The sequence below is a fragment of the Caballeronia sp. LZ028 genome (assembly GCF_031451415.1).
Classification (GTDB): Bacteria; Pseudomonadota; Gammaproteobacteria; order Burkholderiales; family Burkholderiaceae; genus Caballeronia; species Caballeronia zhejiangensis.
This window is the reverse complement of record NZ_JARUXN010000003.1, coordinates 979,166-996,754: the sequence shown is the minus strand read 5'-3', so window position 1 is coordinate 996,754 and position 17,589 is coordinate 979,166. Positions and strand designations below refer to the sequence as shown.

The 17,589-nt window shown below is 65.6% G+C and carries 15 protein-coding genes; 7 read left to right on the top strand and 8 right to left on the bottom strand.

From position 1 onward, the window contains the following. Positions 1-210: 210 nt before the first annotated feature. Positions 211-1,695: an MmgE/PrpD family protein gene (locus QCE58_RS21730; RefSeq protein ID WP_250522031.1), complete on the bottom strand. Its 1,485-nt coding sequence runs from the start codon at positions 1,693-1,695 to the stop codon at positions 211-213. A 164-nt stretch (positions 1,696-1,859) separates the two neighbouring features. Between QCE58_RS21730 and QCE58_RS21725 the strand changes: the two genes are divergently transcribed. After that, on the top strand, positions 1,860-2,306 hold the full coding sequence (locus QCE58_RS21725; protein WP_008348550.1) for an SRPBCC family protein: 447 nt from the start codon (positions 1,860-1,862) through the stop codon (positions 2,304-2,306). A gap of 82 nt (positions 2,307-2,388) precedes the next feature. Continuing rightward, positions 2,389-2,721 (top strand): DUF2322 family protein, encoded by a 333-nt coding sequence (locus QCE58_RS21720; RefSeq protein ID WP_250522030.1) that lies wholly within the window; start codon positions 2,389-2,391, stop codon positions 2,719-2,721. A gap of 60 nt (positions 2,722-2,781) precedes the next feature. Here the strand turns inward: QCE58_RS21720 and QCE58_RS21715 are convergent, their stop codons facing one another. Continuing rightward, positions 2,782-4,134: an MFS transporter gene (locus QCE58_RS21715; protein WP_008348547.1), complete on the bottom strand. Its 1,353-nt coding sequence runs from the start codon at positions 4,132-4,134 to the stop codon at positions 2,782-2,784. A 119-nt stretch (positions 4,135-4,253) separates the two neighbouring features. Then, positions 4,254-5,171, bottom strand: a complete 918-nt coding sequence (gene kdgD / locus QCE58_RS21710; RefSeq protein ID WP_008348545.1) for a 5-dehydro-4-deoxyglucarate dehydratase — start codon at positions 5,169-5,171, stop codon at positions 4,254-4,256. A 204-nt stretch (positions 5,172-5,375) separates the two neighbouring features. On the opposite strand from kdgD, the gene garD reads away from it, so the two are divergent. Together garD and QCE58_RS21700 are read left to right on the top strand one after the other, a co-directional pair. Continuing rightward, on the top strand, positions 5,376-6,968 hold the full coding sequence (garD, locus tag QCE58_RS21705; RefSeq protein ID WP_250436816.1) for a galactarate dehydratase: 1,593 nt from the start codon (positions 5,376-5,378) through the stop codon (positions 6,966-6,968). Between the two features lie 164 nt (positions 6,969-7,132). Then, positions 7,133-8,344 (top strand): MFS transporter, encoded by a 1,212-nt coding sequence (locus QCE58_RS21700; RefSeq protein WP_175981204.1) that lies wholly within the window; start codon positions 7,133-7,135, stop codon positions 8,342-8,344. Here the strand turns inward: QCE58_RS21700 and QCE58_RS21695 are convergent. Continuing rightward, entirely contained in the window at positions 8,330-9,142 is an 813-nt protein-coding gene (locus tag QCE58_RS21695; protein ID WP_008348538.1) for an SDR family oxidoreductase, read from the bottom strand. The two genes, QCE58_RS21700 and QCE58_RS21695, sit on opposite strands and share 15 nt — an antisense overlap. 118 nt (positions 9,143-9,260) lie before the next feature. Between QCE58_RS21695 and QCE58_RS21690 the strand changes: the two genes are divergently transcribed. Both QCE58_RS21690 and QCE58_RS21685 read left to right on the top strand, forming a co-directional pair. Further along, positions 9,261-10,208, top strand: a complete 948-nt coding sequence (locus QCE58_RS21690) for a GlxA family transcriptional regulator (protein ID WP_250522029.1) — start codon at positions 9,261-9,263, stop codon at positions 10,206-10,208. Positions 10,209-10,229: 21 nt separating this feature from the next. Next, on the top strand, positions 10,230-11,462 hold the full coding sequence (locus QCE58_RS21685; RefSeq protein ID WP_175981200.1) for a Zn-dependent hydrolase: 1,233 nt from the start codon (positions 10,230-10,232) through the stop codon (positions 11,460-11,462). Here the strand turns inward: QCE58_RS21685 and QCE58_RS21680 are convergent. The 4 genes from QCE58_RS21680 to QCE58_RS21665 are packed head-to-tail and all read right to left on the bottom strand — an operon-like array spanning position 11,459 to position 14,637. Further along, entirely contained in the window at positions 11,459-12,016 is a 558-nt protein-coding gene (locus QCE58_RS21680) for an alpha/beta hydrolase (RefSeq protein ID WP_175981198.1), read from the bottom strand. The two genes, QCE58_RS21685 and QCE58_RS21680, sit on opposite strands and share 4 nt — an antisense overlap. An 11-nt stretch (positions 12,017-12,027) precedes the next feature. Further along, positions 12,028-12,876: a TauD/TfdA family dioxygenase gene (locus QCE58_RS21675; RefSeq protein ID WP_008348529.1), complete on the bottom strand. Its 849-nt coding sequence runs from the start codon at positions 12,874-12,876 to the stop codon at positions 12,028-12,030. 10 nt (positions 12,877-12,886) lie between these two features. After that, positions 12,887-13,867: a quinone oxidoreductase gene (locus QCE58_RS21670; RefSeq protein ID WP_175981196.1), complete on the bottom strand. Its 981-nt coding sequence runs from the start codon at positions 13,865-13,867 to the stop codon at positions 12,887-12,889. 38 nt (positions 13,868-13,905) lie between these two features. After that, complete coding sequence (locus QCE58_RS21665; RefSeq protein ID WP_250457507.1) at positions 13,906-14,637, bottom strand: universal stress protein; 732 nt, start codon at positions 14,635-14,637, stop codon at positions 13,906-13,908. Between the two features lie 137 nt (positions 14,638-14,774). On the opposite strand from QCE58_RS21665, the gene QCE58_RS21660 reads away from it, so the two are divergent. Next, positions 14,775-17,450: a LuxR C-terminal-related transcriptional regulator gene (locus tag QCE58_RS21660; protein ID WP_250522028.1), complete on the top strand. Its 2,676-nt coding sequence runs from the start codon at positions 14,775-14,777 to the stop codon at positions 17,448-17,450. Positions 17,451-17,589 lie beyond the last annotated feature (139 nt).

The following is a 17,589-nucleotide window of genomic DNA, read 5'->3' as shown; positions in this document are numbered from 1 at the left end:
GTTTCCTTGCATCGACAGGTTTTATGGAAGACGCGACGCGATCGATTCTCCTGATCTATAACGCATTCATTTGCGACGGATGATTAAGCAGTTGCAGGCGACGCCCTGCAGCCCGCAGTATTCGGGCGCATTAACGCGACGTCAATGTTCTTTGCTTATATCGTCGGATGGAACGCCGATACATCGAGCTGGCGCTCTTCGGATGAACGATCATCGCGGCAGCGCCGAAGTCGCGATTTCGCTCGCGCTGTCCAGTTGCTCGACGTGCCAGCATTTATCGATCAGCGCGCGCGTTTGCTCCGGCGTGAGGATGCCGTCCGCCAGATCGGAGAACTTGGTTTCGAGCTGCTTGTCGGTCATCGGCACTTGCGTGCTGCCGATCGCGTGTTCGATGTACTTGTGCAGCTTGCGGCCATCCTTCAGCGTGATCGTCACGTCGACCTGTTCCGGCTTGATGGACGGATCGACGATCGCGTTCACCTTGTCGCGCAGCTCGATTGTCTTCGGGTCGCGTACCTTGGCGTCGCTGAACTGTTTCTCGCCCGCCGCGCCGTCGATGATCGCGATCGCCACCGCGTGATAGATGCTGAACTTGCCTTCGAGCCCAATCTGCGGCGTCTTCTTGCCCGTCAGTTCGAGCACGAGTGGATGCACGCGAAGATCGATGCGCGCGATCTGATCCGCGCTCAAGTGTTCCTGATTGCGCAACTGGATCGCTGCATCGATCGACGGATGAATGACGATGCCGCACGCGAAAGGCTTATACGTATTCAACGTCGATTCCCAATGCGAACCGAGGCCCTCCGTGATCTCGCGATAATCCTGCTTCGTGCTGATCGTGTTGGCCCAGCCGCGTTTGGCTTCGATCATGCCGTCCGAGCTCGAGTAGTTCTGGCCCGCGAGCAGTGCCGCGAAGATGCCGTTCGCGGCGGCGCGGCCGGGATTGAAGCTCTTGTTCATCGAGCCGAACGACTCGCGCAAGCCGACCGGCTGCGAGGCGGCGAGACCGAGCGCCCAGACCATCTGCTCGACGCTCAGTCCCATCAGCTTGCCCGTCGCCGCCGCCGAGCCGAACACGCCGCACGTACCGGTGATGTGCCAGCCGACATCGTAATGATTCGGATACACCGCATTGCCAATGCGCAACTCCGTTTCGACGCCCAGCACGAGCGCGTTCAGAAAGTCCTTGCCCGTGACGGCGCGATATTGCGAGTACGCCAATATCGCCGATACGACCGGTCCCGCCGGGTGAATGATCGTCTTCAGATGCGTGTCGTCGTAGTCGAAGATATGACTGCTCACGCCGTTGATGAACGCCGCGTTCATGATGTCCAAGCGCTCGGTCCGGCCGAGCAGGTTCGCTTGCGGCGGACCGGAGAACGGCGTGAGCGCGGCGACTGCGCGATTCACGGTCTCGTCGTGCGATCCGCCGACCGCGACGCCGACCCAGTTCATCAACGTCCTGACGCCTTCCTTGCGCACCGGCGCGGGCAGATCGCCATAACCCGTTCTTACGATGAAGTCCGCAAGAATGCGCGTGACGCGCGGCGGCTTCGCATGCGCGCCACTGGCCGATGCGGAAGCGGATGCAGATGCGGCGTTGCCTGTCTGCGCGAACGCTGTCGTGCCTGCCGCCGATGCGAAAGCGCCTGCTGCGCTGGTCATGAGAAAGCTACGGCGATCGATGTTGGGCATGGAGTCGTTTCCTTGAAATGGCACAAGTGGGAACCCGCGCGCAAGTATCATTCCGCGGCAACGAGGCGAACCAAGGGTTTTCCCGATTCCCTTGCATGTCGATTCACGCTTCGATGCATCGTCGTAGAGATGTGTCCAATTTTTCCGCGAAAGGAGAGCACACCATGGCCACCGGAACCATCCGCCTTCACCGTGTCTTGCGTACGACGCCCGAGCGTCTTTATCGCGCGTTCCTCGAACCCGATGCGATCGCGAAGTGGCTTCCGCCTTACGGCTTCACATGTCAGGTCCATCACATGGATGCGCGCCAGGGCGGCACGCACAAGATGTCGTTCCGCAATTTCGGCACGGGCAATAGTCACTCGTTCGGTGGCGAGTACGTCGAGCTGGTGCCGTTCGAGAAGATTCGCTACACGGACCGCTTCGACGATCCGAACCTGCCCGGCGAAATGCAGGTCACCGTTTCGTTGAAGCAGGTCGTGTGCGGGACCGAGTTGAGCATCGTTCAGGAGGGCGTGCCCGAAGTCATTCCGGTGGAGATGTGCTATCTCGGCTGGCAAGAGTCGCTGGAGCAACTCGCGCGGCTCGTCGAGCCTGTGATCCCCGAGTGACGATGCGCGCGATCGAGCCCTTTCGTTGATCGGATAAGATACGGCGCCCCGCAACATCAACTCAAAACGTGGAGTGCTTTTCGTGATCCAGCCGAGCAACGTATTCAAGGATAACCTCGCCCAATTGCCCGCCATCGACGGCCTCGAGCGCATCGATCTGGTCGATGGCAAAGGTGACGTGGTCGCGAGCATCGAGAACAAGCCGGGCAAGCAGGGCTCGCTCGCGGTCTATCACTATCTGAAGCAGGCGTTCGGCGCGCTGGACGCGCAAGCCGCCGAGCATGGTCTCGCCGTGTTCGCCGAACATACGGCCGATGCGCGCAATCGCCCGGGCGCGCATCCGAATGTGGATCGGCTGATTGCGATCGTCGATGGCGGCGAGGCGTTGCGGGTCGACGTGGTTCGGGCGCAGTAAAGCAAAAGCCCGTTCTGCCATGAGCAGAACGGGCTTTTCCGATTCATCGCTTGCAGCGGATCAGACCCTCAACTCCACCCGCTTGATGTCCTTCACGATCACGAGATAGCTGAACACCGTGATCAGCGCATTGATCCCGACGAACGCCAGCGCGCCATTGAACGAGCCCGACTGCGCGACGAGATAGCCGATGACGATCGGCGTCACGATGCCCGCGACATTGCCGAACATGTTGAAGATCGATCCCGAAAGCCCGATGGCTTCCTTCGGCGACGTATCCGCGACCACGGCCCATCCCAAAGCACCGATGCCCTTGCCGAAGAACGCCAGCGACATCAGCGCGACGACGATCCAGTCCGTGTCGACGTAATTGCAGCCGATGATGCACGACGACAGCAGCATGCCGCCGACGATCGGCACCTTGCGCGCGAAAGTGAGCGACTTGCCGCGACGGATGAGGCCATCGGAGATCACGCCACCCAGCACGCCGCCCGTGAAGCCGCAGATCGCCGGCAGTGACGCGACGAAGCCTGCTTGCAGAATCGTCATGTGACGCGCCTGCACGAGATAGATCGGGAACCACGTCAGGAAGAAGTACGTCAACACGTTGATGCAGTACTGCGCGAGATACACGCCGAGCAGCATCCGGTTGGTCAGCAATTGCTTGACGACGGGCCAGCCCACGCTGTGGGACGTGCCACGCGCCACGCCGCCCGCGCGCTGATGACCGCGCACGAGACCGCCGCCTTCCTCGATGTACTCCAGCTCCTGCCGGTTCACGCGCGGATGATCCGCCGGATTCTTCATCACGGCGAGCCACGTCAGCGCGAGCGCGAGACCCGCAACGCCCATCACGATATAGACGTGATGCCAGCCGAAAGCATGCGTGAGCCACGCCATCAACGGCGTAAAAACGACGGCCGCGAAGTACTGCGCCGAGTTGAAGATCGCCGATGCCGTGCCGCGTTCTTTCGTCGGGAACCAGCTCGCGACGACCTTCGCATTGGCCGGAAACGCGGGCGCTTCCGCCGCGCCCATCGCGAAGCGCAGCACGAAGAGGGCGGTCACGGCGGTCGCCGCGCTGCCGAGCAGGCCTATCGAACTTTGCAGCAACGTGAACAGCGACCACAGGAAAATGCTCGCCGCATACACGCGCCGCGCGCCGAAGCGATCCAGCAGCCAGCCCGCGGGCACTTGCGAGAGCACATACGCCCAGCTGAAGGCCGAGAAGATGTAGCCCATGCGGATCGCGTCGAAACCGAATTCGGCGCGCATCGCGGAGCCCGTCACCGACAAGGTCGCGCGGTCCGCATAGTTGAACGTCGTGATCACGAAGATCAGCAACAGAATGAGATAGCGCACCTTGGTGCGCTTCATGACGTCCGCGGGATTCGCGGTGCGGCTCATCGACATGGACTTCCCCTTTCTTTCCGTACGTGCGAGATGCACGGAGGGCCGCTCGCGCGGCCCTCATCGGCGAAGCGTCACACGGCGTCGTGCGTCCTCGCTTCGCCCGTCTCCTGCCTGTGCCTTTACTGCGCGCCGAGCTTCTTGATGAGCACGTCGAGTTGCTCGAGCTCGTCTTCGGTCAGATCGGTCAGCGGCGCGCGCACCGGGCCCGCATCGTGGCCGACGAGTTTCGCGCCCGCCTTGACGATCGAGACCGCATAGCCCGCACGGCGATTGCGGATCTTCAGGTACGGCAGGAAGAATTCGTCGATCAGGCGGCCCGTGGTCGCGTGGTCGTCGGCGGCGATTGCGCGATAGAACTCCATCGCGGTCTTCGGGATGAAGTTGAACACCGCCGACGAGTACACCGGCACGCCGAGCGCCTTGTACGCGGCTGCGTAGACTTCGGCCGTCGGCAGGCCGCCCAAGTACGAGAAGCGGTCGCCGAGGCGACGGCGGATCGTCACCATGTTCTCGATTTCGCCGACGCCGTCCTTGAAGCCGATCAGGTTCGGGCAGCTATCCGCGAGTTGCTCCAGCATGTCGGCGTTGAGCTTCGAATTCGCGCGGTTGTAAATGATGACGCCCATGTTCGGCACGGCGCGGCAGACTTCCTCGGCGTGCGCGCGGATGCCTTCCTGCGACGCTTCGGTCAGATAGTGCGGCATCAGCAGAACGCCTTGCGCGCCTTGCTTCTCCGCTTCCTGCGCAAAGGCGATGGCCGTGCGCGTCGGGCCGCCCGCGCCGGCGAGGATCGGCACCTTGCCGCGGCACACTTCGGTGGCCGTCTTCACGATCTGCGAATATTCGGGTTGCGTCAGCGAGAAGAACTCGCCCGTGCCGCCCGCGACGAACAGCGCTGAAGCACCGTAAGGAGCCAGCCATTCGAGGCGCTCCGCGTACGTGTTCGCGCGGAAGTTGCCTTGTTGGTCGAAATCCGTCACGGGGAAGGAGAGCAGGCCTTCGGAAACGATTTGCTTCAGTTCTTGCGGTGTCGTCATGGTGATGAAGTCTCGATGTTCGGCGACCGGCCGATTGCCGATCTCGTAAGTCATCGTACAACATAGACTGACGTCAGACAATCTATTTACGCGTGCAAGATCAATGGATACGGGTAAATACTAACCAATTGTGATTGTCTATGTTGTAGGATGACATAACTCAAGCCGCAGCCGCGCGGTATGTTTGCTCAAGGATTCGTCAGAATGAATCAGTCCCCTCTCTATATTCGCGTCCACCCGGACGACAACGTCGCGATCGTCGTGAACGACGGCGGTCTCGGCGAAGGCGCCACGTTCGCCGATGGCCTCGTGCTGCGCGAACGCGTGCCGCAGGGCCACAAGGTCGCGCTGAAGGATCTCGCGGAAGGCGATGCGGTCATCCGCTACAACGTCGTGATCGGCTATGCGACGAAGGCGCTCCCGAAGGGAAGCTGGATCAACGAGCACGTCACGCGCATGCCGACGCCGCCCGAGCTGCACGACCTGCCGATTGCGACGATCAAGGCGCCGGACGAATCGCCGCTGGAAGGCTTCACGTTCGAGGGTTATCGGAACGCCGACGGCTCGGTCGGCACGCGCAACATCCTCGCGATCACGACGACGGTGCAATGCGTCGCGGACGTCGTGCAGCACGCCGTGACGCGCATCAAGGCGGAACTGCTGCCGCGGTATCCGAATGTCGATGACGTCGTGAGCCTCGGTCACACATACGGCTGCGGCGTGGCCATCGACGCGCCCGACGCGATGGTGCCGATCCGCACGGTGCGCAACATCGCGCTGAATCCGAACTTCGGCGGCGAAGTGATGATGGTGTCGCTCGGCTGCGAGAAGCTCCAGCCGGAACGCCTGATGCCGCCGGGCACGATTCCGATCGCGGCGGCATCGGCGGAAACGGAAGACGTGGCCGATATCGGCGACAACACGCACGACGACAACGGCGGCACGGTCGTGTTGCAGGACGAGGCGCACGTCGGCTTCGGCTCGATGATCGAGTCGATCATGCGGATGGCCGAGACGCATCTGAAGCGCCTCAACAATCGCCGTCGCGAGACGTGTTCGGCGGCGGATCTCGTCGTCGGCGTGCAGTGCGGCGGCAGCGATGCGTTTTCCGGGCTGACGGCGAATCCGGCGGTCGGTTTCGCGACCGATCTGCTGGTGCGCGCGGGCGCGACCGTCATGTTCTCCGAGGTCACGGAAGTGCGTGACGGCGTCGCGCAACTGACGGCGCGCGCGGCGAACCGTGAGGTGGCGCAGGCGATCATCCGCGAGATGCAGTGGTACGACGATTATCTGAAGCGCGGCGGCGCGGACCGCAGCGCGAACACGACGCCGGGCAACAAGAAGGGCGGGCTGTCGAACATCGTCGAGAAGGCGATGGGTTCCATCGTCAAGTCGGGGTCATCGACGATTTCGGGCGTGCTGTCGCCGGGCGAGAAGGTGAAGCAGAAGGGGCTGATTTACGCGGCGACGCCTGCGAGCGATTTCATCTGCGGCACGCTGCAGCTCGCGGCGGGCATCAACCTTCATGTCTTCACGACGGGGCGCGGCACGCCGTACAGCCTCGCCGAAGTGCCGGTGCTGAAGGTCGCGACGCGCTCCGATCTCGCGCGCCGCTGGCACGATCTGATGGACGTGAACGCGGGAACCATCGCGACGGGCGAGGCGACCATCGCCGATGTGGGCTGGGAACTGTTCCGGCTGATGCTCGATGTCGCGAGCGGGAAGAAGCAGACGAAGGCCGAGGCGTTGAAGCTGCACAACGCGCTTGTGTTGTTCAATCCGGCGCCGGTGACGTGATTCGATGCGCGCTCGCCGGAAACGAAATCGCCCCGCTTTGAGCGGGGCGATTTTTTTTGCGGGCGCGGTGTGAGGCGGATGAGCGAGCGGAATGCGCGATCGGACCGCCACGCTGGGCCATTCTTTGGCACGATGACATCGAATCGATGACACGAATCGAGCCCATGCCATCTCCTTTCGCCACACCGCGCCCGCCGATCCCCCGCACCGTCTGGGCGCTCGGCCTCGTCAGCCTGTTCATGGACCTGTCCTCCGAGCTGGTGCATGCGCTTCTACCGATCTACCTCGTGACGACCATGGGCATGAGCGTCACCGCACTCGGCGCGCTGGAAGGCGCAGCCGAAGCAACCGCGATGATCGTGAAAGTCTTTTCGGGCGCGCTGAGCGACTGGCTCGGACGCCGCAAGGGCCTGCTGCTCTTCGGCTACGGCCTCGCGGCATTGACAAAGCCGCTATTTCCCCTCGCCGAAACGCCCGCGCTGGTCGTGGCCGCGCGTCTCGTCGATCGCTTCGGCAAGGGCATTCGCGGCGCGCCGCGCGATGCGCTGGTCGCGGATGTCGCGCCGCCGGAAATCCGTGGCGCCGCTTTCGGCCTGCGGCAGTCGATGGACACGATCGGCGCGTTCGCCGGGCCGTTGCTCGCCATCGTGCTGATGCTCGCGTTCTCCGATCACATCCGCACGGTGCTCTGGTTCGCGACGGTGCCGGCGTTCATCGCCGTCATCATCATTCTGTTCGGCGTGCGTGAGCCGGAAAGCGCGTCCGCACGAGGCGAGAGCTTCCGCTCGCCGCTGCACTGGCGGTCGATGCGCGAGTTTTCGGGGCGCTACTGGTATGTCGTCGCGATCGGCGCGACCTTCACGCTCGCGCGCTTCAGCGAGGCGTTCTTGGTACTGCGCGCGCAGCAGACAGGACTCGATATCGCGTGGATTCCCGCCGTGATGGTCGTGATGAGCCTCGCGTATTCGGCGAGCGCGTATCCGGCGGGCGTGCTGTCCGATCGATGGGACCGGCGCGCGTTGCTCGCCTGCGGCCTGGCGCTGCTGATCGCGGCCGATGTGCTGCTCGGCGCGGGATCGTCGATGCTCACGCTGTTCGCGGGCGTCGCCTTGTGGGGACTGCACATGGGCTTCACGCAAGGCATTCTCGCGGCGATGGTCGCCGAATCCGCGCCGCCTTCCCTGCGCGGCACCGCATTCGGCGTGTTCAATCTCGCGAGCGGCGTCTGCATGGTGCTGGCGAGCGCGATCGCCGGATGGATCTGGGATCGCCATGGCGCGCCGGCGACCTTCTACACCGGCGCCGCGCTCGCGCTGATACCGCTCGTCATGTGCTTCGCGCCACGGCGAGCGGATTCCGCGTCACGAAAGGCTTGAAGCGCCCGATACATACCGTGCAGCCGGCTTGTTCGCCGACAACTCCGGCGCCATCGCCTGCCGCGCCGCTTCGTACGCATCCCACTTCGCGCCGTCGTGCAGCGACGGAATCGTCACGAGCTCATCGCGATCGAAGCCGACGAGCGCCGCATCGACCATATCGCCCGCCGACATCACGATCGCCTTGTCGAGATTCTCGATCGGCAGGCCGCCCGTTTCCCAAAAGTCGGTGGCCGTCGCGCCGGGCAGCACGGCCTGCACGCGCACGCCCTTGCCCGCCAGTTCGCGATGCAGCGACTGGCTGAACGCGAGCACGAACGCCTTGGTGCCGCCATACACGCCGTTGAGGATCTCCGGCGCAATGCTGACGATCGACGCAATGTTGATGATCGCGCCACGGCCGCGCGCGACGAAGCCGGGCACCGCCGCGTAAGCGAGGCGCGTGAGCGCGGTCACGTTGAGATCGATCATGCGCGTCATCGCGTCGACGTCGCTGTCGAGCAAAGGCGTATGCGTGCCGATGCCCGCGTTGTTCACGAGCAGCGTGATGCTCGCGTCATTCTTCAGCTTCGCTTCGACAGTGGCGAGCGCGCTGCGGTCGTTCAGATCGGCATCGAGAATCTCGACGCTGCGGCGCGTCTCGTTCGTGATGCGTTCGGCGAGCGCCGCGAGCTTGTCGCGATTGCGCGCGACGAGAATGAGGTCGTAGCCGCGCCGCGCGAGGCGCTCCGCATAGACCGCGCCGATTCCGGAAGACGCGCCCGTGACGAGCGCGGTGCCGAGGTGTGTCTGCGTCATGTTTCACTCCGTCAGAAAACAAGTGGTTGATTGCGTGAGTGAATTCTGGCCGGATTTGACCGTGACGCAAATGACGTATAGGGTAGTGATTCGTGACATCGCGCGGCAGGAAAACGACATGCACCGCATCGGCTATTTATTGAGCGACGGCTTCCAGATCATGGCGCTCGCCTCGCAGACGGTTTTCGAAATGGCGAACGACGTATCGGGCGAGGCGTTCTACGGCATCGAAAATTATTCGACGGCGGGCGGCGAAGTGCGCTCGTCGCTCGGCATGAAGATCGACACGCGAGCGATCACCGCGCGCACGCAGATGGACACCTGGATCGCCGTCGGCGTCACCACGCCGCTCACGATCGCGCCGCCCGCCGACGTGTTCGCGTTCCTGCACCGCGCGGCGAAGCGCACGCGGCGTATCGCGGGCATCTGCACGGGCGCATTCGTGCTGGCCGGAGCGGGCCTGCTCGCGAATCGCCGCGCGACCACGCATTGGGCCTACGCGCGCGACATGCAGCGGCTTTATCCCGATGTGCAAGTGGAAGAAGACCGCATCTTCATTGTCGATGGCCCGGTCTGGACGTCGGCGGGCATGACCGCGGGGCTCGATCTCGCGCTCGCGATGGTCGAGAAGGATCTCGGCGCCGATATCGCCCGTTCGGTCGCGCACAAGCTCGTCATGCATCAGCGTCGCGCGGGCGGGCAGTCGCAGCATTCGGAAATGCTCGATCTCGCGCCGAAGTCCGATCGCATCCAGAATGCGCTGAACTATGCGCGCAAGAATCTGAACCGGCCGCTGACGGTCGAGGAGCTCGCGGGCGAGGCGCATCTGAGCCCGCGTCAGTTCAGCCGCGTCTTCACGCTGGAGACGGGGCAGTCGCCGGCGAAAGCCATCGAAGGATTGCGGCTCGAAGCGGCGCGTCTGATGATCGAGAAAAGCCGGCATTCGCTCGAAACGATCGCGCAGGAAACGGGCTTCAGGGACCGCCGTCACATGCGCGAAGCATTCATGCGCGGCTTCGGCGTGCCGCCGCAGGAAGTGCGGCGCGAGGCGCGCACTCAAACGTAACGACTACATCGAGGACAAACAGTGCTGAAGATCAATCCCGCCCGCCTGCTCGACGACCTCCGTCATCTGCGCACGTTCGGCGCGACCGGTCCGGGCGTCGTGCGCCTCTCGCTGTCATCGGTCGATATGGACGCGCGCCGCTGGCTCGCGGGCCGCATGAACGAAGCGGGACTCGCCGCGACGATCGACGGCGTCGGCACCGTGTTCGGCCGCTCGCGCAACGCGGGCCCGGCGCTTTTGATCGGCTCGCACACCGACACGCAACCGACCGGCGGCTGGCTCGACGGCGCGCTCGGCGTCATCTACGGCCTCGAAATCGCGCGGGCGCTCGCCGAATGCGAAACGACGCGTCATTTCGCGGTGGACGTCGCATCGTGGATCGACGAGGAAGGCACGTTCTCGGGCTTTCTCGGCAGCCGCAGTTTCGTCGGCGAAGCCGTCGATGAAGCCCTGCGCCACGCGCGCAATCGCGAGGGCGTCCTGCTCGGCGATGCGCTCGCGCAAGCCGGACTCATCGGCGCGGCGCGCGTGCGTATCGACAGGGCGCGGCACAAGGCGTATCTGGAACCGCACATCGAGCAGGGCGGACGGCTGGAGGCGCACGGCAAGTCGATCGGCGTGGTGACGACGATCGTCGGCATACGCGAGCTGAAGCTGCGCTTCACCGGGCAGCGCAATCACGCGGGCACGACGCCGATGTCGATCCGGCGCGATGCGGGCGCGGCGCTCGTTGCGTTCATCGCGCGCATGGACGAAGCGTTTCGCGCAATCGCCGATGCCGACACCGTCTGGACCGTCGGGCGCATCGAGCTCGATCCGGGTTCGTTCAGCGTGGTGCCGGGCGCGGCGGACATGTATCTGCAATTCCGCGACGCCAGCGCGGAGCGTTTGCGCGCGATGGAAGCCGCGCTCGCCGCGCTGATCCGCGACTTCAATGCCGAAGGGAAAATCGGTGTCGCGATGACGGACAGCGAGCCGCCCGAAGCGCCCGTCGTGATGGACGCCGCCTTGCAGGCGCATATCGCGGAGGCCGCCGAAGCGCTCGCGCCGGGTCAGTGGGAACGCATGCCGAGCGGCGCGTCGCACGATGCGCAGGTGATCGCGCATCATGTGCCGGCGTGCATGTTGTTCGTGCCGAGCATCGGCGGAGTGAGTCACGATTTCATCGAGGACACGGCGGAGTCGCACATCGTGCTCGGCTGCGAAGTGGCGGCGCGGGCAGCGGCGAATATCCTCGCGAGCTTGTCGGCTTAACGCTCGGTGATCTCCGCGATGTATCGCCCGGCGTCGCGCCAGAGGCCGAATCCCGACGCCGGATTCATGTGCCCGACTCGGCCGAGATCGGCGAGCCGCGCGCCCCAGTCGTGCGCCATGCCGGCGACGCGTTCGAAGCGCGCGAGCGGATCGTCATGGCTCGCCGCGACGACGCACGGAAACGGCAGGCGTTCGCGCGGCGTGGGCAGCCATCCGTGCAGCTCGAGTTCATCGACTGACGGATAGCCTTCCGGCAGCGGCGAATCGAAATCGGGCGGCGTGACGAAGAGCGCGCCCTGAATCTCGCGACGATGCCGCTGCGCCCAGTGCACGGAAATCATCACGCCGGCGCTGTGCGCGACGAGCACGACCGGTCCGTCGATCTGCGCGAGCGCCGCGTCGAGCGCGGCGACCCGCGCGCTCCGATCGAGCTTGTCGCGTTGCAGCGGCGGCACGGTACGCACGTTGTCATGCGCGTTGGCGTAATGCGTCTGCCAGTGGTCCTCGACGTGATCGCGCAGGCCGGGGACCATGAGTATCGTCGGTGCGTTCATGCGTCGATCCATCAGAAGGGCACGTCGCCGATGATCCCCGCGCGCTCCATCTTGCGATGACACGGCGGATAGTCCATCACCGCGTAATGCTGCGTGCTGCGGTTGTCCCAGATGGCGATGCTGTTCTTCTTCCAGCGCCAGCGCACCTGATATTCCGGGATATACGCCTGGCTCAGCAGATACGCGAGCAACTGCCCCGCGCCGGGATTCGCGTCCTGCCCGAAGCGCACGCGCTCCGGCGTGTGATAGTTGGTGAAGTGCGTCGCGAAGGCGTTGACGAACAGCACCTTCTCGCCCGTTTCCGGATGCGTGCGCACGACGGGATGCTCGGCATCGGGAAACTGCGCCTTCAGCGCGAGGCGTTTCTCGATAGGCATCGCCGCACCGAAACTCGCCTCGATGCTGTGCCGCGCGCGCAAATCCGCGATCTGTTCCTTGACGTGCGCGGGCAGCTTCTCATACGCGAGCACCATGTTCGCCCACATCGTGTCGCCGCCGACGGGCGGCGTTTCCACGCAGCGCAGCACGCAGCCGAAGGGCGGCGCGACGCGCCAGGTCGCGTCCGTGTGCCACGCGTTTTCGTAGCGGTCGTTCGGCTGATCGGGCGACTTGTAGATACGCACGAGCCCCGGATGGTCCGGATCGCTTCCCGCGACCGGATGATCCTCCAGTTCGCCGAAGCGCCGCGCGAACGCGACGTGCTCCGCGCGCGTGATTTCCTGATCGCGCAGAAAAAGCACGCGATGCGCGAGCAACGCGGCGCGGATTTCGGCGAAGAGGGCGTCGTCGTGAATGGCGTCGGCGAGATTGACGTCGGTGAGTTCCGCGCCGATCGCGCAAGTAAGTTGTTCGATACGCATGAATGTCTCCTCAGACGACGAACACGGACGAACCCGTGGTCTTGCGCGCTTCGAGATCGCGATGAGCGTCCGCCGCGTCGCGCAGTGCATAGCGCTGGTTGATCTCGATGCGAATGCGCCCGCTCGCGACGTGATCGAAGAGTTCGGCGGCGAGCGCATTCTTCTCGGCCGGATCGGCGATGTAATCCGCGAGCGCCGGGCGCGTCAGATAGAGCGAGCCTTTCATCGCGAGCAATTGCGGATCGAACGGCGGAATCGGACCCGATGCGGTGCCGACGCACACCATCAGACCGCGGCGCGCGAGCGAATCGAGCGATGCGTTGAAAGTGGTCTTGCCGACGCTGTCGAATACCGCGTTCACGCCCTTGCCATCGGTCAGTTCGCGCACGCGCGCGGCCACGTCCTCGCGGCTGTAGTCGATCGTGTGCGCCACGCCATGCTCGCGCGCCACGCGCGCTTTCTCTTCGCTCGATACCGTGCCGATCACCGTCACGCCGAGCAGCTTCGCCCATTGCGACACGATCAGCCCGACGCCGCCCGCCGCCGCGTGCAAAAGCAGCGTGTCGCCACGCTCGAAGCGGCGGATGCGCGTCATCAGATAGGCGGCGGTGAGGCCGCGCATGGTCATGGCGGCGGCGCGCGTGCAGTCGATCGCATCGGGCAGCTTGACGAGCGGCGCGGCGGAAATGATGCGCTCCGTGCTGTACGCGCCGAGCGTGTTGATGAAACCAGTGTAGGTCACGCGATCGCCTTCCTTCAGATGCGTGACGTTCGCGCCGACCTTCTCGACGACGCCCGCCGCTTCGACGCCCATGCCCGAAGGCAGCGGCACCGGATAGAGGCCCGAGCGGAAATACGTGTCCGCGAAATTGAGCCCGACGGCCTCGTGACGCAGACGGACCTCCAACGGGCCGGGTTCGCCCACGGCGACTTCTTCCCAGCGCAACACTTCCGGACCGCCGGTTTCGTGAAAGCGGATTGCATGTGCCATTGTTTCGTCTCCTTGAGTCTCTGTTTCCTGTATGGCGTTCAGCGCGCGAGCGCGTTCCAGTCGGCGTCGCGCAGATAGCGGCGCGCGGCCGGCAGCACGACGCCTTCGATGCGTCCCATGCGTTCGCACGCGAAGCGCGCGCTCGCAAGCAATGTGTCGTCGATGACCTCGCCATTCGCGATCGATGCCGCGACGCGCGCGAGCAGCGCCGCTTCGCGTTCGGCGAGGCGCGCGAGTTCGTCGAGTTCGGCATCGAGCGTCGATGTGCGCTCGCGCAATGCCGTGGTCAGCGCGGTTTCTTCGTGATGTGTTTCGCGAAGACGCTCGATCGTCCGCGCATCGGGTCGCGAAGTGCGCAATGCATCGTCGTAAGCGTCCGAGCGCATCCGATGCACGGCGAGCAGCGCGCCCGCCGCCTTCGTGGCCATCGGGCGCGCGTCGCTCGGCGCGATCAGCACGGCCACGCCCGGCAAGGGCGGCACCGCGCTGCCTTGCGCGATGCACACGAGGTCGTAATCGTTCGCCGCCGCCGAATCGATGCCCTGCACGCCGAGCACCGTCGCCGGCACGCCGTGCGCGCGAGCGGCGGCTTCGGCGCGGGCGAGGGCGGCCGCGATCCGGCGATGCTGCGCCGCATCGTCGCTCGCGCCCGCATGCAGGCTGACGAACGTGATGCGTGCGCCGAGCGAGCGCGCGAGCTCGGCCGCATGGCCAGTCGCCTCGACGCTGGCGTCGTTGCGCTCGACGGGCACGAGCAGATGTCGGTACATGGTGATCCTTCGGTTTTCAATTGCACGGTTGATCGAATCGTAGTGCGGGCGGCGGGCGAGCGCCCCTCTCGCGGCGGGAGGGGCTTGACGCACGCGCGCGATCCGAACCATCCTAGATGGAAGACAAAAAATTACCGATGCCCACCGACTCCCCATCCACCGAGCTCGTGCTGAAGACGATGGCGCCGCGCGCGCCGTCCGGGCTGCTCGCGCGCGCCCGTTTGAACGCCGACACCGCACGCAGCCAGATCGTGCTCGTGCAGGCCGGCGCGGGTTACGGCAAGACGTCGCTGCTCGCGCAATGGCGGCGCGAGTTTCTGGCGCACGGCGCGGCGGTCGCGTGGCTGCTCGCCGACGATCGCGACGACGCGGAGCGCTTCCTGCGCGCGCTCGTCCACGCGATCCGGACATGCTGCGCGCGGCCCTCGTTCGGGCGTCTCATCGCGGAAAATCCGGGCGTGCCCGCCGGCGCGTTCGATCTCGCCACCGCGTGGCTGGCCGAGCTTGCGCAGCTATCGCTCGATGTCGTGCTGATCGTCGACGAAGCCGATCGTCTGCCGGAACCCGGCGCGCAACTGCTCGATTACGTGATGCACAACGCGCCGCAGAATCTGCGCATCGTCGCGGCGGGCCGGCAGGGGCTCGACAAGCCCGCGGCGGAACTGCTCGCCTACGGACAGGCCGAACTCGTCGCGCCGGACGCGCTGCGTTTTCGCGTCGATGAAACCATCGCGCTCGTCACGCAGCGTTTCGGCGCGCGCGTCGACGCCGATGCCGCCGCGCGCCTCTTCGAAATCACCGGCGGCTGGCCGCTCGGCCTGCAACTCGCGCTCACCGCGATGGCGCGCGCGCAGGACCCGCGCACGGCGCTCGACAATCTCGCGGCGGGCCCGCGCGGCTTGCGCGAACCGCTCGTCGCGGCGCTGTTGAGCGAGCTGTCATCCGCCGATGAACGCCTGCTCGTCGACATCAGCGTCGTGGACGTGCTGCATCCCGACTTGTGCGAAGCCCTGACCGGCGACGCCGACGCGCCGCAACGCCTCGCACGTCTCACGCGCGATACGCCCGTCTTCGTGACGGCGGAGGAGAGCGACTGGTGCCGCCTGCATCCGCTCGTGCGCGACGTGCTGCAGACGCGCTTTGCCGCGCTCGCGGACGATGCGCGCGCGGAACTGCATCGGCGCGCGGCGCGCTGGCTCGGCGCGCGCGGCATGCTCGAACAGGCGGCGCGCCACGCGCACGCGGCGGGCGAGCGCGAACATGCGTACGAACTCGCGGAGCAGTCGCTGCACGACGCCGTGAAGCAAGGCCAGCTCGGCACCGTGCTCGAGTGGCTGGAACGTCTGCCGGAAGCGGAACTGGAAAAGCGTCCGCGCCTGTGTCTGGCGGTCGCGTGGGCGCTCGCGCTGGGCGAACGTCATCACGAGGCGCAGCGTCAGGTCGAGCGCGTGCTTGCATCGCCGGGTGCGGACGACGCCTTGCGTTACGAGTGCGCGTTGATCCTGAGCGCGGCCGCGTGGTACGCCGACGATCCCGACCGCTTCCTGACGCTTTTCGAGCCGTGGGCGCAGACGCCGCCGCCCAAGGACTCGTGGCTCGCGCAGTCGCATGCGAACCGCCTCGCCGCCCGCGCGATGCTGCTCGGCGAGCCGGCGCAGGCGCGGCGTCTGCAACAGGCGGTGACGCGCGCGCAGATCGGCAAGGGGCTCGGCTATGTCGTGCGCTGGGGCGATCACATGGTCGGCCTGACGTGGCTTCAGGAAGGACAGGTGAAGCTCGCCGAAAGCGTCCTGCTGCCCGCGCTCGCGAGCGCCGAAGAAGACCTCGGGCGGCGTCATCCGCTGACGTGCATGTTCGCGGCGACGTGCGCGTCGATCGCGTATGAGGACGATCGCATCGACGAGGCCGCCGCGCTGCTCGCCAACCGTCTCGACGTGCTCGAACGCGCGGCGTTGCCGGAGACCGTCGTGCTCGCGTATCGCACGGCGGCGCGCATCGCGGCGTTGCGCGGCGACGAGCATCGCGCGCTCGATCTGCTCGAAATGCTTTACGCGATGGGCGTCGCGCGCAATCTGCCGCGTCTTTGCGTGACGAGCCTCGCGGAGCAGGTGAGCGCGCATGCGGGACGCTATCGCGCGCAGACCTGCGATGCGCTCGTCGAGCGTATCGACGCGATCGTCGATGAACACATCGCCACGCGCGGGCCGATCTGGAGCCGCTCCGTGCAGATGCTGCAGACGATGGCGCACGGCGGCGCGGCGCTCGCGCGTCAGGACTGGCCGGGTGCGGTCGAACCGCTCGCGCGCGCGGAACAGATCGCCGCGACGATGAAGCGCGGACGCGAGCGCATCGAGCTGATGGCGTTGCGCGCGTTCGCCCAGGAACGCGCGACGGGCGACGGCCACGCGCCGTTTCTCGAAGCGCTGAACCTCGCGCGCACGTATCACCTCGGGCGCGTGTTGATCGACGCGCATCCCGGTCTCGCCGACTGGGCGCGGCGCGTGAGCGAAGCGGGCGGCGTGGATGCCGGCGAGCGCCCGGTCGTGCCGCCGCATGTCGTGCGCGTGCCGCCGCGTTCGGGCGAAGGCGGGCCGCGCGCGTTGCCGAGCGTGATCCTCACGCCGAAGGAGCGCGAGATTCTCGAACTGCTCGCGCGCACCTTGAGCAACAAGGAAATCGCGCTCGCGGCGGCGGTCGGCGAGGGCACCGTCAAGTGGCATCTGAAGAATCTCTTCGGCAAGCTCGACGCCAGTTCGCGCAAGCACGCGGTGCGCCGCGCCATCGCGCTCGGCCTGCTCGAAGGCGTGCAATAGCGCCTTTTTCAAGCGTTTTCAGCAGGGTTTTCCCGCCTCTCTCGCAATCCCTACCCCTCTCTCCGTGAGAGGGGTTCGGCACTTGGCCGATGCGTATTCTTGCCTCCTGACGCCGCGACCCTATCGGTGCGCGGCGCAT

Bases quoted from the DNA above. Each gene is read 5' to 3' on its own strand.
- QCE58_RS21730 (WP_250522031.1), bottom strand. From the start codon at position 1,695: ATGCCCAACATCGATCGCCGTAGCTTTCTCATGACCAGCGCAGCAGGC.
- QCE58_RS21695 (WP_008348538.1), bottom strand. From the start codon at position 9,142: ATGACGCAGACACACCTCGGCACCGCGCTCGTCACGGGCGCGTCTTCC.
- QCE58_RS21670 (WP_175981196.1), bottom strand. From the start codon at position 13,867: ATGGCACATGCAATCCGCTTTCACGAAACCGGCGGTCCGGAAGTGTTG.
- kdgD (WP_008348545.1), bottom strand. From the start codon at position 5,171: ATGACGACACCGCAAGAACTGAAGCAAATCGTTTCCGAAGGCCTGCTC.
- QCE58_RS21725 (WP_008348550.1), top strand. From the start codon at position 1,860: ATGGCCACCGGAACCATCCGCCTTCACCGTGTCTTGCGTACGACGCCC.
- QCE58_RS21690 (WP_250522029.1), top strand. From the start codon at position 9,261: ATGCACCGCATCGGCTATTTATTGAGCGACGGCTTCCAGATCATGGCG.
- QCE58_RS21680 (WP_175981198.1), bottom strand. From the start codon at position 12,016: ATGAACGCACCGACGATACTCATGGTCCCCGGCCTGCGCGATCACGTC.
- QCE58_RS21660 (WP_250522028.1), top strand. From the start codon at position 14,775: ATGCCCACCGACTCCCCATCCACCGAGCTCGTGCTGAAGACGATGGCG.
- QCE58_RS21700 (WP_175981204.1), top strand. From the start codon at position 7,133: ATGCCATCTCCTTTCGCCACACCGCGCCCGCCGATCCCCCGCACCGTC.
- QCE58_RS21665 (WP_250457507.1), bottom strand. From the start codon at position 14,637: ATGTACCGACATCTGCTCGTGCCCGTCGAGCGCAACGACGCCAGCGTC.
- QCE58_RS21675 (WP_008348529.1), bottom strand. From the start codon at position 12,876: ATGCGTATCGAACAACTTACTTGCGCGATCGGCGCGGAACTCACCGAC.
- garD (WP_250436816.1), top strand. From the start codon at position 5,376: ATGAATCAGTCCCCTCTCTATATTCGCGTCCACCCGGACGACAACGTC.
- QCE58_RS21715 (WP_008348547.1), bottom strand. From the start codon at position 4,134: ATGTCGATGAGCCGCACCGCGAATCCCGCGGACGTCATGAAGCGCACC.